Raw genomic sequence first — 22,648 nt, 5'->3', positions numbered from 1 at the left:
ATCAGGCTGATAAGTGTTCGTCAGCTATTGCTGGTCCGATTCCGATAGGTCGTCTTGCTCTTGGCCCAAAAGCGCCAATTCCAACAATGCATAGCGGTGCTCAACGAAGTTGTGAACGTTGTTAGACACCGTCAGTTTGAACAGCGCCGAAGCGGTGTCCTTGTCCCCCAGACTCAGGTAGTGTTTACCCAAATAGAAGTCAGTTTCACTGAGATGCTCAGCGAGCGAAGTGTTATCCGTTGCATCTGCCTTGAGGCGTTCCATCAGCGTTTTTTCGCTGATCTTGCCCAGGTAGAATTCGACAATATTCCATCCCCATTGCCCTCTGTCCGATTTGTCATAGCGCTGCTGAAGCGCTACTTCGGCCTTCTTGGGATCGATTTCTCGCTCCACCAGATACAGCCATAACGAACGGAAGGGATCGTTTGGGTCGTCTTGATAAAACGCCTGCAGATCATCCTGCGCCAACGGGAAGCGGCCGCCATAATACAGTGCGATGCCCCGGTTTAAACGCGCGTAATTGTAAGTTGGATCAAGCTCTAGTACAGAATCAAACGCTTCATAGGCAGCATCAAAATTGCCTGCCTGCGTTAAGTAAATGCCCAGGTAGTTGAAAACTTCCGGCATGTCGGGACGTATCGCCAGCGCCTGCGAGAAATCATTGCGCGCTAATGCACGTAACCCGAGGCTATCATACAGCACACCGCGCTCATATAAAAGCTGTGCGCGTTCGTCATCCGTCAGTGCCCGGCTGGCAAGAATTTGTTCCATGCGCGCCAGGATCACTTCCTGCTGCAACGTAGGCTGCAACGGGATTGCCAAAACTTCGTCTTTACGCCAATCATGGTTGCTGCATCCTGCCAGCATGAGTGCTGTCGCAACGTAACACCAGCGCAAGAAAGGCTTCATTTCCCACTCCCGAAGACAAACATTGGATGAACGTCCTGTCCTCCGTTTGCTAAAACGCGGGTATCCTACCCGCGCGATACGAACAGCTCCCAACCCCATGGCGGGGAGCTGTAAAACTATCTATACAGTTATTCTGCTTCAGGCGCAGGTGAACCTGCTTCCGGCGCCATCGCTTCTTTGATGCTCAGACGCACGCGGCCCTGACGGTCAACTTCCAGTACCTTAACCGGCACTTCCTGACCCATCTGCAGATAGTCGGTCACTTTCTCAACGCGCTTGTCGGCGATCTGAGAAATGTGCACCAGACCTTCTTTACCACCGCCGATAGCGACGAATGCGCCGAAATCAACGATACGGGTCACTTTACCCTGGTAGATACGGCCCACTTCGATCTCTGCCGTGATCTCTTCGATACGACGGATAGCGAATTTCGCCTTCTCACCGTCGGTCGCAGCGATTTTAACTGTACCATCATCTTCAATTTCGATGGTAGTGCCAGTCTCTTCGGTCAGTGCGCGAATAACGGAACCGCCCTTACCGATCACGTCTTTGATTTTATCCGGGTTGATGCGGATAGTATGAATACGCGGTGCGAATTCGGAGATATCGCCGCGTGGAGAGCTGATAGCCTGTTCCATCACGCCCAGGATGTGCAGACGCGCGCCCTTGGCCTGGTTCAGAGCCACCTGCATGATCTCGCGGGTGATGCCTTCGATTTTGATGTCCATCTGCAGCGCGGTGATACCGTCGCGGCTACCGGCCACTTTGAAGTCCATGTCGCCCAGGTGATCTTCGTCACCCAGAATGTCGGACAGAACCACAAAGTTATCGGCTTCTTTCACCAGGCCCATCGCGATACCCGCAACGGCAGCCTTGATTGGCACACCGGCGTCCATCAGCGCCAGAGATGCGCCGCACACGGAAGCCATGGAAGAAGAACCGTTGGATTCGGTGATTTCAGACACGACGCGAACCGTGTACGGGAAATCTTCCGGTTTAGGCATCATAGCCAATACGCCGCGTTTCGCCAGGCGACCGTGACCGATTTCACGACGCTTAGGAGAACCGACCATGCCGGTTTCGCCTACGGAGTACGGAGGGAAGTTGTAGTGGAACAGGAAGCTGTCGGTCTTCTCGCCCATCAGCTCGTCCAGGTTCTGTGCGTCGCGCGCGGTACCCAGGGTCGCGGTAACCAGCGCCTGAGTTTCGCCACGGGTGAACAGCGCGGAACCGTGGGTGCGCGGCAGTACGCCGGTGCGCACGTCCAGGCCACGGATCATGTCTTTTTCACGGCCGTCGATACGCGGCTCGCCACGCAGTACGCGGCTACGCACCACGTTCTTCTCGACGTTGCCCAGGATGTCCTGGATTTCGCCGGCGTCCAGCGTTTCGTCCTGCGCCAGCAGGGTTTCAACCACGCTGTCTTTGATCGCGTCAACCTGAGCGTAACGCTCTTGTTTTTCGGTGATGTGGTAAGCGTCGCCCAGGCGAGCTTCGGCCAGTTCAGCCACGCGCGCGTGCAGCGCTTCGTTGACCGCAGGGGCCTGCCAATCCCACTTCGGCTTGCCGGCTTCGGCAACCAGGGAGTTGATGTTTTCGATAACCACTTGCTGCTGGTCGTGGCCGAACACCACGGCGCCCAGCATCTGATCTTCGCTCAGCACTTCCGCTTCGGATTCAACCATCAGCACCGCGCCTGCAGTACCGGCAACCACCAAATCCAGACGGCTTTCTTTCAGCTCGTCAGTTGTCGGGTTCAGCACATACTGATCGTTGATGTAACCTACGCGCGCTGCGCCGATTGGGCCGTTGAACGGAATACCGGACAGGCTCAGGGCGGCAGAGGCGCCGATCATCGCGACGATGTCCGGGTTCACCTGCGGGTTAACGGAAACCACGGTCGCGATCACCTGAACTTCGTTCAGGAAGCTGTCCGGGAACAGTGGACGGATCGGACGGTCGATCAGACGGGAAGTCAGGGTCTCGCCTTCGCTCGGACGGCCTTCGCGACGGAAGAAGCTGCCCGGGATGCGGCCGGCGGCGTAAGTACGCTCTTGGTAGTTAACGGTCAGCGGGAAGAAGCTCTGGCCCGGCTTGGCTTTTTTCTGGCCAACGACGGTAACGAATACGGCGGTGTCATCCATGCTCACCATAACGGCGGCGGTGGCCTGACGAGCCATCATACCGGTTTCGATGGTGACGGTATGCTGGCCATACTGGAATTTGCGAATGATCGGTGTCAGCAAAATTATATCCTTGATTAGCGGCGCGCAATCGCATTGACGACTCGACACGCCTGTGACTCGATTTGCCTTCTCACTACATCCTCGCGACTAATGACAATCCTTATCTCAGGCAGGAGATAAAGCCTCTCATTAGCCGCGCGAACCTCTGTAACGGAAGAACCTGTTTGGAAACATCAGTAATACATTAACCTGATTTGCTTATGCTTCCTAGAAGAAAGGGGCCAAAATAGGCCCCTTTCCACTGAAACTTGCTAGATTAGCGACGCAGACCCAGACGCTCGATCAGGCTGGTGTAACGTGCTACATCTTTACGCTTCAGGTAGTCCAGCAGCTTACGACGCTGAGAAACCATACGCAGCAGACCACGACGGCTGTGGTGATCTTTTTTGTGCTCGGAGAAGTGGCCTTGCAGATGGTTGATCTGCGCAGTCAGCAGGGCAACCTGAACTTCGGTAGAACCGCTGTCGTTAGTACCACGACCGAAATCAGCTACGATTTGAGCTTTAGCTTCAACACTTAGAGACATTGTAATACTCCAGATTATAGATAATAAAAACAGGCGCCGATCTCTAATTCAGCAACCCAATGCATAAGCTGCGCCATTCTACTCTTAGCGCAGTGCGATCGCAAGGTGACGCAGTGCCCCGCCGTCAGTCGAAATGCTCGACCACCAGGCGGCGCGGCGCCACGCGACCATCTTCGGCGATGTCGCCAACGCCGATGAATTTTCGCTCTTCACCCTCGGTGATACGCACCAGGCCGGAAGCCGGCGCGCCGGCCACTTGCACCGGTTGCCCCTGCTTGACGTAACCCGCAACCACCGGCAGCAAATTCACTTCCGGATAGTTCTCAACCGGGCTGTCCATCGGCATCAGCAGCGGATCGAGCAGCTCGCCGGGCGCGATTTCTTGTTCCTGCGCCTGCGCCAGCAAAGCGTTCAGCTGTTCCAGCGTCACCATGCGCGCAATCGGATAAGTCGCCACCTGCAGGCGGCGCAGATAGATCACGTGCGCGCCGCAGCCCAGCAGCTCGCCGAGATCGTCGGTGATGGTGCGGATGTAGGTGCCTTTCGAGCAGTGGATCTCCAGCTCCAGCTCATCCCCTTCCCAGCGGATAAACTGCAGCTCGTACACCGTGATGCTGCGCGCTTCGCGCGGCACTTCAATCCCCTGGCGCGCATACTCGTAGAGTTTCTTGCCCTGGTATTTCAACGCCGAATACATCGACGGCACCTGCTGGATGTCGCCGCGGAAGGTGTCCAGCGCCGCGTCGAGCTGCGCCTGGGTGAAATTCACCGGGCGCTCCTGCACGATCTGGCCGTCGGCGTCGGAGGTATCGGTACGCTGCCCCAGCTTGGCGATCACCCGATAGCGCTTGTCGGAATCGAGCAGGTATTGCGAAAACTTGGTCGCTTCGCCCAGGCAAATAGGCAGCATGCCGGTCGCCAACGGATCGAGCGCGCCGGTATGGCCCGCTCGGTTGGCGTTGTACAGGCGTTTTACTTTTTGCAGCGCATCGTTGGACGACAACCCCTGCGGCTTGTCCAGCAACAGCACGCCGTGGATGTCACGGCCGCGGCGACGAGGGCGACTCATTAATCCTCCTTGTCATCGCCTGAGGCGGAACGGCGCTCGGCGTCGTTCTTCACCACGTTGGTCACCAGGTTGGACATGCGCATGCCTTCCACCAGGGAGTTGTCGTAAGCGAAGGTCAGCTCCGGCACCACGCGCAGGCGCATCGCTTTGCCCAGCAGGGTACGGATATAGCCGGAAGCGTCCTGCAACGCTTTGATGCCGTTGGTGACCAGATCCGGATCGTGGTTCTCGGTCAATACGTTCAGGAAGGTGACGTAAACCTTGGCATACGCCAGGTCGCGGGACACTTCCACGCCGGAAACGGTCGCCATGCCGACGCGCGGATCTTTAACTTCACGCTGCAGAATGATCGCAATCTCTTTCTGCATCTCTTGCGCCACGCGTTGACCGCGGCTGAATTCTTTTGCCATTTTGGATTCTCCAGACAAATCGGGGGGCACAAAGGCCCCCCGTAAACAGATATAAGCAGATGTGCAATCGTTAAGCGATGGTGCGTTGGATCTCAATGATTTCGAACACTTCGATCATGTCGCCGACGCGCACGTCGTTATAGTTCTTAACGCCGATACCACATTCCATGCCGTTACGGACTTCGTTAACGTCATCTTTGAAGCGGCGCAGGGATTCCAGCTCGCCTTCATAGATAACCACGTTGTCGCGCAGTACGCGGATTGGGTTGTGACGCTTGATGGTCCCTTCGGTAACCATACAGCCGGCGATAGCGCCGAACTTAGGCGATTTGAACACGTCGCGCACTTCGGCCAGGCCGATGATCTGCTGCTTGTATTCCGGCGCCAGCATACCGCTCATCGCCTGCTTCACTTCGTCGATCAGGTTATAGATCACGGAGTAGTAACGCAGATCCAGGCTTTCCGCTTCGATCACGCGGCGCGCAGAAGCGTCGGCACGCACGTTGAAGCCCAGGATGATGGCGTTGGAAGCCGCAGCCAGCGTCGCGTCGGTTTCGGTGATCCCACCTACGCCGGAGCCGACAATCTTCACCTTCACTTCGTCGGTAGAGAGTTTCAGCAGCGAGTCGCTGATCGCTTCGCAAGAACCCTGCACATCGGACTTCAGTACGATGTTCAGCTCAGACACTTCGCCGTCGGTCATGTTAGCGAACATGTTTTCCAGCTTGGACTTCTGCTGACGCGCCAGTTTGACTTCGCGGAACTTGCCCTGACGATACAGCGCCACTTCACGCGCTTTCTTCTCGTCGCGCACCACGGTCGCTTCGTCACCCGCTGCAGGCACGCTGGACAGACCCAGGATTTCCACAGGGATAGACGGACCGGCAGAGGTCACTTCACGGCCCAGCTCGTCACGCATCGCACGCACACGGCCGTATTCGAAGCCGCACAGGACGATGTCGCCCTTGTTCAGCGTACCTTCCTGAACCAGTACGGTAGCCACTGGGCCACGACCTTTATCCAGGAAGGACTCGATCACTACGCCGCTCGCCATGCCGCTGCGTACCGCTTTCAGTTCCAGAACTTCGGCCTGCAGCAGGATAGCCTGCAGCAGCTCGTCGATACCGGTACCGGCTTTCGCGGACACGTGAACGAACTGCGCTTCGCCGCCCCACTCTTCCGGCATAACGCCGTACTGAGACAGTTCCTGCTTAACGCGGTCCGGATCGGCTTCCGGCTTGTCGATTTTGTTCACCGCAACCACCAACGGCACCTGCGCCGCTTTCGCGTGCTGGATAGCTTCGATGGTCTGTGGCATCACGCCGTCGTCGGCCGCCACCACCAGAACCACGATGTCAGTCGCCTGAGCACCACGAGCACGCATCGAGGTAAACGCGGCGTGGCCCGGGGTATCCAGGAAGGTGATCATGCCGTTCTCGGTTTCTACGTGGTAGGCACCGATGTGCTGGGTAATGCCGCCGGCTTCGCCCGCCGCCACTTTGGTGGAGCGGATGTAGTCCAGCAGAGAGGTTTTACCGTGGTCAACGTGGCCCATGATGGTCACGACCGGCGCGCGCGGCTCAGCCGCAGCGCCCGTATCACGGTCGCTCATCAGCGCTTCTTCCAGCTCGTTTTCACGACGCAGAATAACTTTGTGGCCCATCTCTTCGGCAACCAGCTGTGCGGTTTCCTGGTCGATAACCTGGTTGATGGTGGCCATCGCGCCCAGCTTCATCATCACTTTGATGACCTGAGAACCTTTTACCGCCATCTTGTTGGCCAGCTCGGCCACGGTGATGGTTTCACCGATCACCACGTCACGGTTAACCACCTGCGCCGGCTTGTTGAAGCCCTGCTGCAGAGCGCTAGGCTTGCGTTTGCCTTTACCGCCACGGGTAACGGCACGCGCTTCTTCGCGATCCGCTTTGGATTCGGACAGCTTGTTGCCTTTCTTCTGCTTGGTCGCTTTGCCGCCGCGGGTGCGGCTACGACGATCGCCTTCAACTTTGGCGTCGTTTTCGTCTTCTGCGGCACGCGCATGCTGAGAGGTGGTCACGTGATAGTCGGCACTTTCAACCGCAGCGCTTGCCGCGTCGGCCTGGGCCCACTTCTCGCCGTTCTCTTCGGCCATGCGACGGGCTTCTTCCGCCACGCGCTTGGCTTCCTCTTCAACCTTGCGGCGCACTTCCTCTTCCGCTTTACGTTTCAGTTCAGCGGCTTCGGCTTCACGGCGTGCTTTTTCCGCCTGAGCTGGCTTGGTCATTTCGTCGGTATGTTGATTGGTCACTTTTTCTTTTTCCGCTGAATTACGCTTAGCAATCTCCGCGGCCTCACGTTTGGCTTGCTCTTCGGCTGCGCGCTTCGCTTCCGCTTCGCGTTTTGCGAGCTCTTCCGCTTCGCGCCGTGCCTGCTCTTCCGCTTCACGCTGTGCCTGCTCTGCCGCTTCAGCCAACTGGGCTTCCTGCGTATCGCGATTTACATAAGTGCGTTTCTTGCGGACCTCAATTTGCACCGATTTACTTTTACCGCCGGTGCTCGGGATATTCAAGGTGCTGCGCGTTTTGCGCTGCAAAGTGAGTTTACCTGGCGCGCTGCCGTGTTCACGGTTCAGGTGCGCCAGCAATGTTTCTTTTTCTTGCTGGGTAACAGAGTCCGACTCGGACTTGTTGATCCCTGCATCAGCAAACTGCTGTACCAGGCGATCAACCGGAGTCTGAATCTCTGCTGCCAGCGATTTTACGGTTACATCTGTCGTCATGCTGTTCCTTCCTGCTACAGTTATTACGCGTTGTCGCCAAACCAACAGATATTGCGTGCAGCCATGATCAGCTCACCGGCTTGCTCATCGCTAAGCCCTTCAATATCAGCCAGATCGTCAACACCCTGCTCGGCAAGATCTTCCAGCGTACAAACCCCACGCGCGGCCAGTTTAAAGGCCATGCTGCGCTCAAGACCCGGCAGGTTGAGCAAATCGTCGGCCGGTTTGTTGTCGCCCAGGCTTTCTTCTTGTGCCAGGGCCAGCGTGGTCAATGCAGCTTTGGCGCGTTCGCGCAATGCTTCAACCGTATCTTCATCCAGACCGTCGATTTCCAACAGCTCTTTGATCGGCACGTAGGCCAGCTCTTCCAGCGTGGAGAAGCCTTCTTCAACCAGTACGGTGGCGAAATCTTCGTCGATATCAAGATACTTGGTGAAGGTATCAATAGCGGCATGAGCCTCGGCCTGGTGCTTGGCCTGCAGGTCGTCCGCCGTCATCACGTTCAGTTCCCAACGATCGTCGCCGCGGTGTTGTTTCAGCAGCTGGGAAGCCAAACGCACGTTTTGGCCGTTACGGCCGATCGCCTGTGCCAGGTTGCTGGCTTCAACGGCGATATCCATGGTGCAGTTATCTTCGTCTACCACGATCGACGCGACGTCGGCCGGCGCCATGGCGTTGATGACGAATTGCGCGGGGTTATCATCCCACAGGATGATGTCGATGCGTTCGCCGCCGAGCTCGCTCGACACGGCCTGAACGCGCGCACCGCGCATACCTACGCAGGCGCCGACCGGGTCGATGCGCTTGTCGTTGGTTTTCACTGCAATTTTCGCGCGAGAGCCTGGATCGCGGGCTGCCGCTTTAATTTCGATCACTTCTTCACCGATTTCCGGCACTTCGATGCGGAACAGTTCTTTCAGCATTTCCGAGCTGGAACGGCTGACGAACAGCTGCGCGCCGCGAGCTTCAGGACGCACGGCGTACAGTACGCCGCGAATGCGATCGCCCGGACGGAAGTTTTCGCGCGGCAGCATGTCTTCACGGCCAATCACCGCTTCGGCGTTGTTGCCCAGATCCAGCGCGATGCTGTCACGGTTCACTTTCTTCACCACGCCGGTGACGATCTCACCTTCGTGTTCACGGAAAGCGTCGACCACCATCGCACGCTCGGCTTCACGTACTTTCTGCACGATAACCTGCTTGGCGGTTTGGGTGGTGATACGGTCAAAGGTCACGGATTCGATCTGATCTTCGACGTAGCCGCCGAGCTCGATGCTCGGATCTTCAAACTGAGCGGCTTCCAGCGTGATTTCACGCGTCGGCTGAGTCACTTCGTCTACGGCGACCCAACGGCGGAAGGTGTCGAAATCGCCGGTTCTACGGTCAATGCTGACGCGCACGTCGATTTCCTGCTCGTATTTTTTCTTGGTTGCGGTGGCTAATGCAGTTTCCAGCGCTTCGAAAATCTTCTCGCGCGGAAGGGATTTTTCATTGGAAACTGCTTCAACAACAGCCAGAATCTCTTTGTTCATCCTAGTTGCCTCTTCCAAACTTTAAAAGTGGGGTACCAGGTTCGCTTTCTGGATGTTGCTCAGCGCGAACACTTCATCTTTCCCTTCCACAGTAACCGTGATCATCTCGCCTTCGACAGACTTGATAATACCCTGCCACTTGCGACGGTTCTGTACCGCCATGCGCAGGACCAGGCTGACTTCTTCACCGAGGTAACGCGTATAGTGTTCTGCGGTGAACATCGGGCGATCAAGGCCAGGAGAGGAGACTTCCAAGTTGTAAGCGACCGTGATTGGATCTTCGACGTCCAATACAGCGCTGACCTGGTGGCTGACATCAGCGCAATCATCAACATTGATGCCGTTATCACTATCAATATAGATGCGGAGCGTCGATTGGCGCGCACGAATGAATTCGATGCCTACAAGCTCAAAGCCCAACGCTTCTACGGGTGCCGAAAGCATCTCTGTTAACTGTTGCTCTAATGTGGACAAGCCCACCCCCAAGACATAAAAAAAGGGCTAAATAGCCCAGTGATTCTGTTGCCAAATAACAAAAAACCCCGAAAAATCGGGGCTTTATGCAACTGGACCCTGTTTGCCGCTAGGCGGCCTCGGTACAACTTTCGAGCAAGTGTCATTTTCAAATGTTGATCGAGAAAAGCGGGTTTCAATCGAAAAGTGTATTTGAAAATAAACACTTAAAGGAAAGTGGTTGCGGGGGCCGGATTTGAACCGACGACCTTCGGGTTATGAGCCCGACGAGCTACCAGGCTGCTCCACCCCGCGTCCGAAAACGTGGCAAATACTACGCCGATAATCGCAAAATTGCAAGTTATCTCTGGGATTTGGTACCGAGGATGGGACTCGAACCCACAAGCCCGTTAGGGCACTACCACCTCAAGGTAGCGTGTCTACCAATTCCACCACCTCGGTACTGATTCTTACTGCTAACGGCCGTTGTTCCTTCGAGTTCACAACCACCGTTTACAAACTTTTTGCGGCTTACTGCGGGATGTCGCTGCTCGGCTTAGCTGGTGCTGCCGGCGCGGTCGTCTGCTCAGTTTTCACTGGCTGACCCAGGTTTTCCCACTCGCTGCCTTTCTTGCTTTGGTTGCTGCTGAGGTTGCCCAGAATCAGGCTGATGACGAAGAACAGCGTCGCCAGCACAGCAGTCATGCGGGTCATAAAGTTACCGGAACCACTCGAACCGAACAATGTGCCTGATGCACCTGCTCCGAAAGAGGCTCCCATATCAGCGCCTTTACCTTGCTGTAGCATAATCAGAGCAACCAGCCCGATTGAGATCAGCAGGAAAATTACCAGAAGAGCTTCGTACATAGTAGTACCCGTATCCTTGCGGCCTCACCGCATGCCAAATGCTTCACACTCATCAAGCAGGCGTTTTTACAAACTGCCTACTGAAGCGGGTGTGAATACTAACCAAAGCCGCCAACCCACGCAAGGGCAATTTGCTGCCGCCGGCGCGTTTGCGGAAAAAAACGCCAACAATCATCTATTCGGGCTCAGCGATGCCAAGCCCGATGGCTAACTGTCTGTTTTAACCTGCTGATTTCACCGCATCGGCGATGCGATGCGCCAGCGCGGTCACCTGCTGCTCGTCCTCGCCTTCCACCATCACGCGGATCAGCGGCTCGGTGCCCGATTTACGCAGCAGCACCCGGCCACGGCCGGCCAACTCGGTTTCCACCTGCTCGGTGACCTTACGCACCGCTTCAGATTCCAGCGGATTATGCTCGCCGGCGAAGCGGACGTTGACCAGGATCTGCGGCAGCAGCTTCATGCCGCTGCACAGGTCATGCAGGCTCATGTGGTTGCGCACCATGGCAGTCAGCACCTGCAGCCCGGCCACGATGCCGTCGCCGGTGGTGGTTTTGTCCAGCAGGATCACATGGCCGGAGTTTTCCGCACCGATGCGCCAGCCCAGTTCCTGCAGTTTCTCCAGCACGTAACGGTCGCCCACTTTGGCGCGAGCGAACGGAATACCCAGCTGTTTCAGCGCCAGCTCCAGCCCCATATTACTCATCAGGGTCCCGACCGCGCCGCCGCGCAGCTGCCCCTGACGCAGGCCTTCGCGGGCGATGATGTACAGGATCTGATCGCCATCCACCTTGTTGCCGAGGTGATCCACCATCATCACGCGGTCGCCGTCGCCGTCAAACGCCAGGCCAACGTGCGCTTTTTCCTGCAGCACGCGCTCTTGCAGCTGACGCACGTCGGTAGCACCGCATTTTTCGTTGATATTCATACCGTCCGGCTCAACACCGATGGCGATCACCGTGGCGCCCAGCTCGCGCAGCACGCTCGGCGCAATGTGGTAAGTCGCCCCGTTGGCGCAGTCGACCACGATTTTCAGCCCCTTCAGGCTCAGCTCGCTCGGGAAGGTACCTTTGCAGAATTCGATGTAACGGCCAGCGGCGTCGATGATACGGCTGGCTTTACCCAGCTCGGCGGACTCCACGCAGGTCAGCGGTTTTTCCATCTCGGCTTCAATTGCCTCTTCGACGTTGTCCGGCAGTTTGGCGCCGTCGATTGAGAAGAACTTGATACCGTTGTCATAGAACGGGTTATGCGAAGCGGAAATGACAATGCCCGCTTCGGCACGGAAGGTACGCGTCAGGTAGGCCACCGCCGGCGTGGGCATCGGCCCGGTGAAGGAGGCGGACAATCCAGCGGCCGCCAGACCAGCTTCCAGAGCGGACTCCAGCATATAGCCGGAGATGCGCGTATCCTTACCGATGATGATCTTGCGGGAACCGTGACGCGCCAGCACTTTACCGGCCGCCCAGCCCAGCTTCAGCACGAAGTCCGGCGTGATGGGGCTGTCCCCGACCTTGCCACGGATGCCGTCGGTGCCAAAATATTTGCGCTCGCTCATGTCTCTACTGTCCCTTAGCTGAAAGTGTTGCCTCGACGACACGCATCGCCTCGACGGTTTCTTTAACGTCATGCACTCTGACAATCTGCGCACCCTGCATCGCCGCGATCACCGCGCAGGCCACGCTGCCGATAACCCGTTGATCCGGCGGCACGTTCAGCAGTTGCCCAATCATCGATTTACGCGACATGCCGACCAATAGCGGCAAACCGAAACGATGAAACTCCGACAACCGTGCCAGAAGCTGATAGTTGTGCGCCAAATTTTTACCGAAACCGAAGCCTGGGTCGAGCAGCAATTTCTGATTTGTTATCCCCGCCTCGTTACAGCGCTGAATATGATGCTCGAAAAACGCCTGAACATCGGTAATCAGGTCATCGTAATGCGGCGCCTGCTGCATGGTGCGCGGCTGCCCTTGCATATGCATCAGACAGACCGGCAGACCGCTTTCCGCCGCCGCCGCCAGGGCACCCGGCTCCTGCAGCGAACGAATGTCGTTAATCAGATGTGCGCCTGCATGCGCCGATTCGCGGATCACGCCCGCTTTCGAGGTATCGACCGAGATGAAGACTTCGAAGCGCTGCGCCAGCGCTTCCACCACCGGCACGACCCGTTCCAATTCTTCCTCTTCACTCACCTCAGCTGCCCCCGGCCTTGTCGATTCGCCGCCGATATCGATCATCGTGGCACCGGCCGAAATCAGCGCATGCGCGTGGAGCAGCGCCTGGTTCAGGGTGTTGTGACGGCCGCCGTCGGAAAACGAATCCGGCGTCACATTGAGGATACCCATCACCTGCGGATAGGAGAGGTTGAGCGTCATGTCGCGCACGGTTAACTGCATGGTTGGTCCACCTTACTGTTGCCTGGTTCACTGCCCGCCGGGCAAAAAAAAACCCCGGCGTACCGGGGTTTGATGTTATTACACAGCCGCTGTTACTTGTCGAGCTGTTCGGACATGGTGTTGCCCGGCGTTGGGGTGCGCGGCTCATCTACCGGCGTCGGGGCTTTCGGAGTGCCACCGTTGTCGGAGCTGTTGCCTTTGTTCGCATCGTCCCAGCCCGCCGGCGGACGCACGTCTTTGCGGTTCATCAGATCGTCGATCTGCGGCGCATCGATAGTTTCATACTTCATCAGCGCATCCTTCATCGAATGCAGGATGTCCATATTTTCCATCAACAGCGAACGAGCACGCGTGTAGTTACGTTCGATCAGCGACTTCACTTCCTGGTCGATGATACGCGCGGTTTCATCCGACATGTGCTTCGCCTTGGCCACGGAACGGCCCAGGAACACTTCACCCTCTTCTTCCGCATACAGCAGCGGCCCCAGCTTCTCGGAGAAGCCCCATTGGGTCACCATGTTGCGGGCAATGGAGGTCGCCACTTTAATGTCGTTCGACGCACCGGTAGAGACTTTTTCCGGCCCGTAGATGATCTCTTCCGCCAGACGACCGCCGTACAGGGTGGAGATTTGGCTCTCCAGCTTCTGACGGCTGGCGCTGATCGCATCCCCTTCCGGCAGGAAGAAGGTCACACCGAGCGCCCGACCACGAGGAATGATGGTGACCTTGTGTACCGGATCGTGTTCAGGAACCAGGCGGCCAATGATGGCGTGGCCCGCTTCGTGATACGCGGTCGACTCTTTCTGCGCTTCGGTCATCACCATGGAGCGACGTTCCGCACCCATCATGATCTTGTCTTTGGCTTTTTCGAACTCCACCATCGACACCACGCGCTTGTTGCCGCGGGCGGCGAACAGCGCCGCTTCGTTGACCAGGTTGGCCAGGTCGGCACCGGAGAAGCCCGGCGTACCACGCGCAATGACGGAGGCGTCGATGTCGGCAGCCAACGGCACGCGGCGCATGTGCACCTTCAGGATCTGCTCACGGCCACGCACATCCGGCAGCCCGACCACGACCTGACGGTCGAAACGGCCCGGGCGCAGCAGCGCAGGGTCAAGCACGTCTGGACGGTTGGTCGCCGCGATGACGATGATGCCCTCGTTGCCTTCGAAACCGTCCATCTCAACCAGCATCTGGTTCAGGGTCTGCTCACGCTCATCGTGACCGCCACCCAGGCCGGCGCCACGCTGGCGACCGACGGCGTCGATTTCATCGATGAAGATGATGCACGGCGCGGCTTTCTTCGCTTGTTCGAACATGTCGCGCACGCGGGATGCACCCACGCCGACGAACATTTCGACGAAGTCGGAACCGGAAATGGTGAAGAACGGTACCTTCGCTTCGCCGGCGATCGCTTTCGCCAACAACGTTTTACCGGTCCCCGGCGGGCCAACCATCAGCACGCCTTTCGGGATCTTGCCGCCCAGCTTCTGGAAACGGCTCGGTTCGCGCAGGTATTCCACCAGTTCGCTCACCTCTTCTTTCGCTTCGTCACAACCGGCGACATCGGCGAAAGTGGTCTTGATCTGGTCTTCCGTCAGCATGCGGGCCTTGCTCTTGCCGAAGGACATCGCGCCCTTGCCGCCGCCGCCCTGCATTTGCCGCATAAAGAAGATCCAGACCCCGATCAGCAACAGCATCGGGAACCAAGAGATAAAGATAGAAGCCAGCAGGCTCGGCTCTTCAGGCGGCTCGCCGACAACTTTCACATTCTTCGTTAACAACGTATCCAGCAACTTAGGATCGTTGACAGGGATGTAGGTCGTGTATTTGTTACTGTCTTTCTTGGTAACGTTAATTTCACGTCCGTTGATTCGCGCTTCGCGAACCTGGTCCTGGGTCAGTTCGGACATGAAGGTAGAGTAATCCACCCTACGGCCATTCGACTCGCTGGGCCCAAAGCTCTGGAATACAGACATCAACACTACCGCGATGACTAACCAGAGAATTAGGTTTTTCGCCATGTCACTCAAGGGATTAACCTCATCTTACAACTGTGTTAACAAACAGCGTTAGGGTACTACAGTTTGCGCCCTGTCGCTACAATGTACACTTCGCGCGAACGGGCGCGGGAAGCGTCTGGCTTACGAATCTTAACCTTCGTAAACAGGGAGCGAATTTCCCGTAGGTACTCGTCAAAGCCATCTCCCTGGAACACCTTCACCAGGAAACTTCCGCCTGGTGCGAGGACATCACGACACATATCCAGCGCCAACTCCACCAGATACATCGACCTTGGAATATCGACCGCCGGGGTGCCACTCATATTCGGGGCCATATCGGACATGACCACCTGAACCTTACTCTCGCCTACTCGTTCCAACAGCGCCTTCAGCACCAGTTCATCACGAAAATCGCCCTGAAGGAAATCGACGCCAACGATAGGATCCATTGGCAAAATATCACAGGCGATGATGCGCCCGGTACCGCCGATTTGGGTGACCACATACTGCGACCAGCCGCCCGGTGCGGCGCCCAGATCAACCACGGTCATTCCCGGTTTGAACAGTTTGTCGCTCTGCTGTATTTCATCAAGTTTAAACCAGGCACGGGAACGCAGTCCCTTTTTCTGCGCCTGCTGCACATATTTATCGCTAAAGTGTTCTTGTAACCAGCGACTGGAGCTAGCCGAACGCTTTTTATTAGCCATCTCGTTTTCCAACTATCATAAAAAGAGTCTTATGTCAGGGTCGCTGCTCACGTAGACTCACACCGGTGAAGACCGATTTGGTGATATACATGAGATGGCGGTAGAATGTACCGTTTTCAATCCCAACTTAAGCAAAAAAGACAATGAATCTGAATAATAAACAAAAACAGCACCTGAAAGGCCTGGCGCATCCGTTAAAACCGGTGGTAATGCTGGGCAATAACGGTCTTACCGAAGGGGTGCTGGCTGAAATTGAACAGGCTCTGGAGCATCATGAGCTGATCAAGGTAAAAATCGCCGCTGAAGATCGCGAAACCAAAACCCTGATCGCCGACGCTATCGTGCGTGAAACGGGCGCCTGCAATGTGCAAGTTATCGGCAGTACGCTTATTCTTTACCGCCCGTCGAAAGAGCGCAAGATCAGTCTACCGCGTTAATAACCATCAGGTTAACGAAAAGGTGCCATGCGCCTGACGAAGATAAAAGGCCGCTTGCGGCCTTTTTCCTATCTTTACAAAACGTTGGCGCATTAATGACCAACGGCCTCGATCAGAGATACTCGACCTTCAGGATCTCGTATTCCACGTCGCCGCCGGGGGTTTTGATCACCACCACGTCGTCTTGCTCTTTGCCGATCAGGCCGCGCGCCATCGGCGAGTTTACCGAAATCAGATTTTTCTTGAAATCGGCCTCATCGTCGCCAACGATGCGGTAAGTCACTTCTTCTTCACTGTCCAGATTCATCACCGATACGGTGGCACCGAAGATCACCCGGCCGGTGTTCGGCATCTTGGTGATATCGATCACCTGAGCATTGGACAGCTTGGCTTCGATTTCCTGAATGCGGCCTTCGCAGAAACCCTGCTGTTCACGGGCGGCATGGTACTCGGCATTCTCTTTCAAATCGCCGTGCTCACGGGCGTCAGCGATATCCGCAATGATTTTCGGGCGGCGCACGCTTTTCAGATATTCGAGCTCTTCGCGCAGTTTTTCAGCGCCAAACAAGGTCATCGGAATTTGGTTCATCGTATAAATACCTCTAAATCTTTCCTGTTCAAATAACCGTCATCCTGACGTATTCGTATGAAAACACGGTTGGCATACCGCCACCCGCCTCCAGGCGACAAACAAAAGAAACCTGACTCGGAACGAGGCCCAAGCCAAGATTGGTTTTGCATTTTGATACGCATTTTAGCCTAGAGTTCCTTGAGGGTCATCGTTTACTTTTTCCCTGATTGCACCGTAGTATGACGGCACGTTATCCAGCTGTTATCCCGAGATTATGCGTTTTTCACGAATTGTCAGTGCATTGGCTTGCGCATTTGTTCTGAATGCGAATGCGGCCCCGGTTGAAGAGTACACACAATATCTGCCTGATGGGGCCAACCTTGCCCTGGTCGTTCAGAAAATCGGTGCCGGCGCGCCGACGATCGATTATCACTCTCAGCAGATGGCGCTGCCGGCCAGTACCCAAAAAGTGCTGACCGCGCTGGCGGCCTTGCTGCAACTCGGGCCCGATTACCGTTTCACCACCACGCTGGAGAGCCAGGGCGATATCCGCGATGGCGTGCTGCGCGGCAACCTGATCGCCCGCTTCAGCGGCGATCCGACCTTCAAGCGCCAGAGCCTGCGCAATATGGTGGCCGTCCTGAAGAAACAGGGCGTGCGCCAAATCAGCGGCGACGTGCTGGTCGATACCTCGGTCTTCGCCAGCCATGACAAGGCGCCCGGCTGGCCGTGGAACGATCTGACGCAGTGCTTCAGCGCGCCGCCGGCCGCCGCCATCGTCGATCGCAATTGTTTCTCGGTCTCGCTGTACAGCGCGCCGAATCCGGGCGACATGGCGTTTATCCGCGTCGCCTCCTATTATCCAGTCAATATGTTTAGCCAGGTGCGCACCCTGGCGCGCGGCTCAGCAGACGCGCAGTACTGCGAGCTGGACGTGGTGCCGGGCGAACTGAACCGCTTTACCCTGACCGGCTGCCTGACGCAACGCAGCGAACCGCTGCCGCTGGCCTTCGCCATCCAGGACGGCGCCAGCTATGCGGGCGCAATCCTGAAAGACGAACTGACCCAGGCCGGTATCCAGATCGACGGGTACTTGAAACGCCAGACGCGTCCCGGCATCACCGGCACGGTGATCGCGCAAACTCAGTCGGCGCCGCTGCACGATCTGTTGAAGATCATGCTGAAGAAATCGGACAACATGATCGCCGATACCGTCTTCCGCACCATCGGCCACGAGCGCTTCGGCGTACCGGGTACCTGGCGAGCGGGCTCCGATGCCGTGCGGCAGGTGCTGCGCCAGAAGGCCGGCATCGATCTGGGCAATACCATTATCGCCGACGGTTCCGGCCTGTCGCGCCACAACCTGCTGGCGCCGGCGACTATGATGCAGGCGCTGCAGTACATCGCTCAGCACGACAACGAGCTGAACTTCATCTCGATGCTGCCGCTGTCCGGCTATGATGGCACCCTGCGCTACCGCGGCGGCCTGCACGAAGCCGGCGTCGACGGCAAGGTGTCGGCCAAGACCGGTGCACTGCAGGGCGTCTACAACCTGGCGGGCTTCATCACGACCGCCAGCGGCCAGCGCATGGCCTTCGTGCAGTATCTCTCCGGCTACGCCGTGCCGCCAGAAGATCAGAAACAGCGCCGCGCGCCGCTGGTGCGCTTCGAAAGCCGCCTGTATCGGGACATTTACCAAAACAACTGAGGATCGTCATGAAGCTGCTGGTCGTTGAGGATGATGAACTGTTGCAACAGGGGCTGGCACTGGCGCTGACCGGCGAAGGTTACGTCTGCGACTGCGCCACCACGGCGGCAGAGGCCAACAGCCTGCTCATCACCAGCCAATACAGCATGGTGATCCTGGATCTCGGTCTGCCGGACATGGACGGCGCCACACTGCTGCGGCAATGGCGCCGCCAGCAGATCGATCTGCCGGTGCTGATCCTGACCGCCCGCGATGCCCTAGAGGATCGCGTCGACGGGCTGGATGCCGGCGCCGATGACTACCTGGTCAAACCCTTCGCGCTGGTTGAGCTGCAGGCGCGCGTGCGCGCCCTTCTGCGGCGCTACCAGGGCCACAGCGACAATCTGATGCAGGTGGATGACCTGCAGTTGAACCTCTCCAGCCAGCAGGTCTACCTGCAGCAACAGCCGGTGGAGGTTACGCCGAAAGAGTTTGCCATTCTGGCGCGCCTGATTATGCGTGCCGGGCAGACGGTCAATCGTGAACTCCTGCAGCAGGATCTCTACACCTGGCAGGACGACCTGGGTTCCAACACGCTGGAAGTGCACATCCACAACCTGCGCCGCAAACTGGGCAAGGATCGCATCCGCACCGTGCGCGGCATCGGCTATCGCCTGGAACCCTCGTCATGATCAGCATGCGCCGCCGCCTGCTGCTGATGCTGGCGCTGATCCTGCTGGTCACGCAACTCATCAGCGCCTTCTGGCTGTGGCACGAAAGCCAGGAGCAGATCAGTTTCCTGGTGGATGAAACCCTGTCCGCCAAAGTGCGTACCGAGCGCGTCGATACCGAGATCGCCGAGGCCATCGCGTCGCTGCTGGCGCCTTCGCTGATCATGATGGTCGTCACGCTGCTGGCGTCGTTTTGGGCCATCAGCTGGATCATCCGCCCGCTAAACCAATTGCAGCAGCGGCTGGAAAAGCGCTCTGCCGATAACCTGACGCCGCTGCCAATCACCAGCGACAGCCAGGAAATGGTAGCGGTCACCAATGCACTCAATCAGCTGTTCTCACGGCTGGATAACACCATTCAACAGGAACGCCTGTTCACTGCCGACGCCGCCCACGAGCTGCGCACGCCGCTGGCCGGCATCCGCCTGCACCTGGAACTGATGGAAAAGCAGGGCGTCCAGGGCAGCCAGGCGCTGATCGCCCGCATCGATCAACTGATGCACACCGTCGAGCAGTTGCTGATGCTGTCGCGCGCCGGGCAAGACTTCGCCAGCGGCCATTATCAGCATTTCGATTGGGTGGCCGATGTGATCCAACCGCTGCGCGAAGAACTCGACGAAATGACCGCCCAACGCGGACAGACGCTGGATTGGCAATTGCCGGCCGTCGCCGCGGTGAACGGCGATCCGGTGCTGCTGCGGTTGCTGCTGCGCAACCTGGTCGAAAATGCCCACCGTTACGGCCCGGAAGGCGGCGCGATACAGGTGCGATTAACGCCGCAAGACAGCGGCTATCTGCTGCAGGTCATCGACGATGGCCCGGGTATCAAGGAAGAGATGGTTGGGGAGCTGACGCAGGCGTTTCGCCGCATGGATCAACGCTACGGCGGCAGCGGACTGGGCCTGAATATCGTGATCCGCATCGCGCAACTGCACCAGGGGCGATTGACGCTGGAAAACCGCCGCGATGCGCGCGGCCTGAACGCCCAGTGCTGGTTGCCGGAAAAGGCGCTCAAATAACAAGGGCCCAGTGTTGCTGAGCCCTTTATCACCGAATTACTTCTGGTAAATGATTTCGACGCCTTCGTCGTCGTCTTCGTCCCAGTCGTCATCCCAGTCATCTTCCGCTTCGGCTTCCACCTCCGCGATTTGCTCGCGGTGGTAGTCATCCCACATGAATTCGACTTTTTCCGGCGCGCTTTCTTCAATCGCCATCGCTTTCGGCTGAGTGTTGATGAAGTTCATCACGTCCCAGCACAGCGCGTTGACGCCTTCGCGGTTGGCGGCGGAGATCATGTAGTACTTCCCTTCCCAACCCATGCCTTCCACAATCGCTTTGGCGCGTTCGGCGGCTTCTTCCTCACCAATCACATCAATTTTGTTGAACACCAGCCACCGTGGCTTCTGCGCCAGATTTTCGCTGTATTGGTTCAACTCGTTGATGATCACTTTGGCGTTTTCCACCGGATCGGTTTCGTCGATCGGCGCGATGTCCACCAGGTGCAGCAGCACGCGGCAACGCTCCAGGTGTTTCAGGAAGCGAATACCCAGGCCCGCCCCTTCGGAGGCCCCCTCGATCAACCCCGGAATGTCGGCAACCACAAAGCTCTGCTCGTGGTCCATGCGCACCACGCCCAGGCTCGGTACCAGCGTGGTAAACGGATAATCGGCCACCTTAGGTTTGGCAGCAGACACCGCGCGGATGAAGGTCGATTTACCGGCGTTCGGCAGCCCCAGCATGCCCACATCGGCCAGCAGCAACAGCTCCAGCAACAGGTCACGCGCTTCGCCCGCGGTACCCAGCGTCTTCTGACGCGGCGCGCGGTTGACCGAAGATTTGAAACGGGTGTTGCCCAGACCGTGCCAGCCGCCTTTGGCGACCATCAGCTTCTGCTCGTGACGCGTCATGTCGCCGAGGATCTCGCCGGTGCCCTGATCCTTCACGCGCGTGCCGACCGGCACCTTGATGATGACGTCTTTACCGCGTTTGCCGGTACAGTCGCGGCTCTGGCCATTCTGGCCGCGCTCGGCGCGGAAAGACTTCTCAAAGCGGTAGTCGATCAGGGTGTTGAGGTTCTCATCCGCCAGCAGGTAAACGTCGCCGCCGTCACCGCCGTCACCGCCGTCAGGCCCACCGTTCGGGATATATTTTTCGCGGCGGAAGCTGACGCACCCGTTGCCGCCGTCGCCTGCAACGACCAGAATCGCTGCTTCATCTACAAACTTCATTTACCGTCTCCGTAAATCATTCACCGGGCTGCTTCAAAGGAGCAACCAGGGGGGGTTCTGCCCGTCGCGGCCACCACCGGTGACCAATTGCGGAAAACATGGCGCCCGCCACAACCACAAACGCACCGACATAGCCGACGACGTTCAGCGTCGGCGCAGCGAATGCCTGGGGCCAGGCCAGCGCCAATAAATCTGAAAACAGCAGGGTAAACAGCGGGGTCAGCGTCACCAACGCGCTCACCTGCGCCGCCTGCCAGCGTGCCATCGCCTCTGCCAACGCGCCGTAGCCGATCAGCGTGTTGGCGCCACAAAATAGCAGACACGCCAATTGCCAGCCGCTCAGCTGGAAAATCACCTCGGGTTTGGCCAGAGGGAACAACGCTATCGCACATAAAGTGTACAACATAACCAGGATCTGCGGCGAAGCCAGTCGGCGCAGCAACACCTTCTGCGCCACGCCGTAGCTCACCCAAACCATCGCCGCGCACACGCCCAGCATAACGCCCAGCGTGTAGTCCGTCAGCCGGGTGAAGATCTCTATCAAACTGACGTTGAAAAACAGCATCAGTCCGCAAATCAGCATCAGGGCGCCAATAACCTGGGTGATGCGCATACGTTCTTTTAAAATCAGCACGCTGGCGAACATCATGCCCACCGGCGACAGCTGGCCAATCACCTGCGACGCCGTCGGGCTCAGGTATTGCAGCGAGGAGCTGAAGAACACAAAGTTGCCTAGCAGCCCCGCCGTCGCGATCGCCAACAGCAGCAGCCAACGCGGCTGGCGGAACATCGTCAGCCGCGGCAGCTTGCCGCGTACCGCGAGGATCACGCCCAAACCGATGGCGGCCATGGTAAAGCGATACCAGACAACGGTAAACGGCTCCATCACGACCAACACTTCTTTCATCGCGATCGGCAACGCGCCCCAGCAAACCGCCGTGGTTAACGCCAGAGAAATGCCAACGCCGACCTGCTGCTTCGTATCCATATCACCTTCGTCAACGCTGACGGGCCTGCCCTCAGGCAACCCATAAATGTAAAAAGCCCCGCAACGAATTGCGGGGCTTACATCTATTTCGTAAGGCTCGAAAAATTATTCAGCTTCGATGCTGATG

20 protein-coding genes and 2 tRNA genes are annotated in these 22,648 nt (G+C 57.6%); 4 read left to right on the top strand and 18 right to left on the bottom strand.

All coding sequences use genetic code 11. The features are described from left to right. Nucleotides 1-24 precede the first annotated feature (24 nt). The 15 genes from nlpI to rlmE form a co-directional block, all read right to left on the bottom strand. On the bottom strand, nucleotides 25-909 hold the full coding sequence (nlpI, locus tag N6G83_RS20365; RefSeq protein WP_025305056.1) for a lipoprotein NlpI: 885 nt from the start codon (nucleotides 907-909) through the stop codon (nucleotides 25-27). A gap of 128 nt (nucleotides 910-1,037) precedes the next feature. Then, nucleotides 1,038-3,155: a polyribonucleotide nucleotidyltransferase gene (pnp, locus tag N6G83_RS20360; RefSeq protein WP_025305055.1), complete on the bottom strand. Its 2,118-nt coding sequence runs from the start codon at nucleotides 3,153-3,155 to the stop codon at nucleotides 1,038-1,040. Between the two features lie 256 nt (nucleotides 3,156-3,411). Further along, nucleotides 3,412-3,681, bottom strand: a complete 270-nt coding sequence (gene rpsO / locus N6G83_RS20355; protein WP_004933502.1) for a 30S ribosomal protein S15 — start codon at nucleotides 3,679-3,681, stop codon at nucleotides 3,412-3,414. A 124-nt stretch (nucleotides 3,682-3,805) separates the two neighbouring features. Beyond that, a complete protein-coding gene (truB, locus tag N6G83_RS20350; protein ID WP_025305054.1) occupies nucleotides 3,806-4,750 on the bottom strand; it encodes a tRNA pseudouridine(55) synthase TruB in 945 nt (314 codons plus the stop codon). Next, nucleotides 4,750-5,160, bottom strand: coding sequence for a 30S ribosome-binding factor RbfA (gene rbfA / locus N6G83_RS20345; RefSeq protein ID WP_004933508.1), 411 nt, complete (start codon nucleotides 5,158-5,160; stop codon nucleotides 4,750-4,752). Before rbfA ends, truB begins: the two co-directional genes overlap by 1 nt. A 70-nt stretch (nucleotides 5,161-5,230) precedes the next feature. Continuing rightward, a complete protein-coding gene (gene infB, locus N6G83_RS20340; protein WP_004933511.1) occupies nucleotides 5,231-7,918 on the bottom strand; it encodes a translation initiation factor IF-2 in 2,688 nt (895 codons plus the stop codon). Between the two features lie 23 nt (nucleotides 7,919-7,941). Then, nucleotides 7,942-9,450, bottom strand: a complete 1,509-nt coding sequence (nusA, locus tag N6G83_RS20335) for a transcription termination factor NusA (protein ID WP_019453340.1) — start codon at nucleotides 9,448-9,450, stop codon at nucleotides 7,942-7,944. A gap of 21 nt (nucleotides 9,451-9,471) precedes the next feature. Further along, nucleotides 9,472-9,924, bottom strand: a complete 453-nt coding sequence (gene rimP, locus N6G83_RS20330; protein WP_004933515.1) for a ribosome maturation factor RimP — start codon at nucleotides 9,922-9,924, stop codon at nucleotides 9,472-9,474. 217 nt (nucleotides 9,925-10,141) lie between these two features. Beyond that, nucleotides 10,142-10,218, bottom strand: a tRNA-Met gene (locus tag N6G83_RS20325). A 60-nt stretch (nucleotides 10,219-10,278) separates the two neighbouring features. After that, nucleotides 10,279-10,365, bottom strand: a tRNA-Leu gene (locus tag N6G83_RS20320). Between the two features lie 69 nt (nucleotides 10,366-10,434). Then, entirely contained in the window at nucleotides 10,435-10,770 is a 336-nt protein-coding gene (gene secG, locus N6G83_RS20315) for a preprotein translocase subunit SecG (protein ID WP_004933519.1), read from the bottom strand. A gap of 220 nt (nucleotides 10,771-10,990) precedes the next feature. Next, a complete protein-coding gene (glmM, locus tag N6G83_RS20310) occupies nucleotides 10,991-12,328 on the bottom strand; it encodes a phosphoglucosamine mutase (protein WP_025305053.1) in 1,338 nt (445 codons plus the stop codon). A gap of 4 nt (nucleotides 12,329-12,332) precedes the next feature. Further along, nucleotides 12,333-13,169: a dihydropteroate synthase gene (gene folP / locus N6G83_RS20305; RefSeq protein WP_025305052.1), complete on the bottom strand. Its 837-nt coding sequence runs from the start codon at nucleotides 13,167-13,169 to the stop codon at nucleotides 12,333-12,335. A gap of 92 nt (nucleotides 13,170-13,261) precedes the next feature. After that, entirely contained in the window at nucleotides 13,262-15,193 is a 1,932-nt protein-coding gene (gene ftsH, locus N6G83_RS20300) for an ATP-dependent zinc metalloprotease FtsH (RefSeq protein ID WP_004933529.1), read from the bottom strand. 56 nt (nucleotides 15,194-15,249) lie between these two features. Continuing rightward, on the bottom strand, nucleotides 15,250-15,879 hold the full coding sequence (gene rlmE, locus N6G83_RS20295) for a 23S rRNA (uridine(2552)-2'-O)-methyltransferase RlmE (RefSeq protein WP_004933533.1): 630 nt from the start codon (nucleotides 15,877-15,879) through the stop codon (nucleotides 15,250-15,252). A 143-nt stretch (nucleotides 15,880-16,022) separates the two neighbouring features. On the opposite strand from rlmE, the gene yhbY reads away from it, so the two are divergent. Continuing rightward, the gene (gene yhbY, locus N6G83_RS20290; protein ID WP_004933536.1) at nucleotides 16,023-16,316 is read left to right on the top strand and encodes a ribosome assembly RNA-binding protein YhbY; all 294 of its coding nucleotides are present in this window, start codon (nucleotides 16,023-16,025) and stop codon (nucleotides 16,314-16,316) included. A 112-nt stretch (nucleotides 16,317-16,428) separates the two neighbouring features. On the opposite strand, the gene greA is transcribed toward yhbY, so the two are convergent. After that, nucleotides 16,429-16,905 (bottom strand): transcription elongation factor GreA, encoded by a 477-nt coding sequence (gene greA / locus N6G83_RS20285; protein ID WP_025305051.1) that lies wholly within the window; start codon nucleotides 16,903-16,905, stop codon nucleotides 16,429-16,431. A gap of 256 nt (nucleotides 16,906-17,161) precedes the next feature. On the opposite strand from greA, the gene dacB reads away from it, so the two are divergent. The 3 genes from dacB to pmrB are packed head-to-tail and all read left to right on the top strand — an operon-like array spanning nucleotide 17,162 to nucleotide 20,324. Continuing rightward, nucleotides 17,162-18,595 (top strand): serine-type D-Ala-D-Ala carboxypeptidase, encoded by a 1,434-nt coding sequence (dacB, locus tag N6G83_RS20280; RefSeq protein WP_260516182.1) that lies wholly within the window; start codon nucleotides 17,162-17,164, stop codon nucleotides 18,593-18,595. Nucleotides 18,596-18,603: 8 nt separating this feature from the next. Further along, nucleotides 18,604-19,266: a two-component system response regulator PmrA gene (gene pmrA, locus N6G83_RS20275; RefSeq protein WP_025305049.1), complete on the top strand. Its 663-nt coding sequence runs from the start codon at nucleotides 18,604-18,606 to the stop codon at nucleotides 19,264-19,266. Next, the gene (pmrB, locus tag N6G83_RS20270) at nucleotides 19,263-20,324 is read left to right on the top strand and encodes a two-component system sensor histidine kinase PmrB (protein ID WP_141997090.1); all 1,062 of its coding nucleotides are present in this window, start codon (nucleotides 19,263-19,265) and stop codon (nucleotides 20,322-20,324) included. The genes pmrA and pmrB overlap by 4 nt, the downstream gene beginning before the upstream one ends. A 36-nt stretch (nucleotides 20,325-20,360) precedes the next feature. Here the strand turns inward: pmrB and cgtA are convergent, their stop codons facing one another. Both cgtA and N6G83_RS20260 read right to left on the bottom strand, forming a co-directional pair. Further along, a complete protein-coding gene (gene cgtA / locus N6G83_RS20265) occupies nucleotides 20,361-21,533 on the bottom strand; it encodes an Obg family GTPase CgtA (protein ID WP_025305047.1) in 1,173 nt (390 codons plus the stop codon). Nucleotides 21,534-21,549: 16 nt separating this feature from the next. Next, a complete protein-coding gene (locus N6G83_RS20260) occupies nucleotides 21,550-22,521 on the bottom strand; it encodes a DMT family transporter (RefSeq protein WP_049208595.1) in 972 nt (323 codons plus the stop codon). Between the last annotated feature and the right edge of the window lie 127 nt (nucleotides 22,522-22,648).

This window comes from Serratia sp. PL7, from assembly GCF_945957435.1.
The sequence above is the reverse complement of the archived record's forward strand: the minus strand, read 5'-3'. Positions and strand labels throughout refer to the sequence as shown.

Excerpts from the sequence above, each read along its gene's own strand:
- nlpI (WP_025305056.1), bottom strand. The coding sequence starts at position 909 with ATGAAGCCTTTCTTGCGCTGGTGTTACGTTGCGACAGCACTCATGCTG.
- rpsO (WP_004933502.1), bottom strand. The coding sequence starts at position 3,681 with ATGTCTCTAAGTGTTGAAGCTAAAGCTCAAATCGTAGCTGATTTCGGT.
- truB (WP_025305054.1), bottom strand. The coding sequence starts at position 4,750 with ATGAGTCGCCCTCGTCGCCGCGGCCGTGACATCCACGGCGTGCTGTTG.
- rbfA (WP_004933508.1), bottom strand. The coding sequence starts at position 5,160 with ATGGCAAAAGAATTCAGCCGCGGTCAACGCGTGGCGCAAGAGATGCAG.
- infB (WP_004933511.1), bottom strand. The coding sequence starts at position 7,918 with ATGACGACAGATGTAACCGTAAAATCGCTGGCAGCAGAGATTCAGACT.
- nusA (WP_019453340.1), bottom strand. The coding sequence starts at position 9,450 with ATGAACAAAGAGATTCTGGCTGTTGTTGAAGCAGTTTCCAATGAAAAA.
- secG (WP_004933519.1), bottom strand. The coding sequence starts at position 10,770 with ATGTACGAAGCTCTTCTGGTAATTTTCCTGCTGATCTCAATCGGGCTG.
- glmM (WP_025305053.1), bottom strand. The coding sequence starts at position 12,328 with ATGAGCGAGCGCAAATATTTTGGCACCGACGGCATCCGTGGCAAGGTC.
- folP (WP_025305052.1), bottom strand. The coding sequence starts at position 13,169 with ATGCAGTTAACCGTGCGCGACATGACGCTCAACCTCTCCTATCCGCAG.
- ftsH (WP_004933529.1), bottom strand. The coding sequence starts at position 15,193 with ATGGCGAAAAACCTAATTCTCTGGTTAGTCATCGCGGTAGTGTTGATG.
- rlmE (WP_004933533.1), bottom strand. The coding sequence starts at position 15,879 with ATGGCTAATAAAAAGCGTTCGGCTAGCTCCAGTCGCTGGTTACAAGAA.
- yhbY (WP_004933536.1), top strand. The coding sequence starts at position 16,023 with ATGAATCTGAATAATAAACAAAAACAGCACCTGAAAGGCCTGGCGCAT.
- greA (WP_025305051.1), bottom strand. The coding sequence starts at position 16,905 with ATGAACCAAATTCCGATGACCTTGTTTGGCGCTGAAAAACTGCGCGAA.
- dacB (WP_260516182.1), top strand. The coding sequence starts at position 17,162 with ATGCGTTTTTCACGAATTGTCAGTGCATTGGCTTGCGCATTTGTTCTG.
- pmrA (WP_025305049.1), top strand. The coding sequence starts at position 18,604 with ATGAAGCTGCTGGTCGTTGAGGATGATGAACTGTTGCAACAGGGGCTG.
- pmrB (WP_141997090.1), top strand. The coding sequence starts at position 19,263 with ATGATCAGCATGCGCCGCCGCCTGCTGCTGATGCTGGCGCTGATCCTG.
- cgtA (WP_025305047.1), bottom strand. The coding sequence starts at position 21,533 with ATGAAGTTTGTAGATGAAGCAGCGATTCTGGTCGTTGCAGGCGACGGC.
- N6G83_RS20260 (WP_049208595.1), bottom strand. The coding sequence starts at position 22,521 with ATGGATACGAAGCAGCAGGTCGGCGTTGGCATTTCTCTGGCGTTAACC.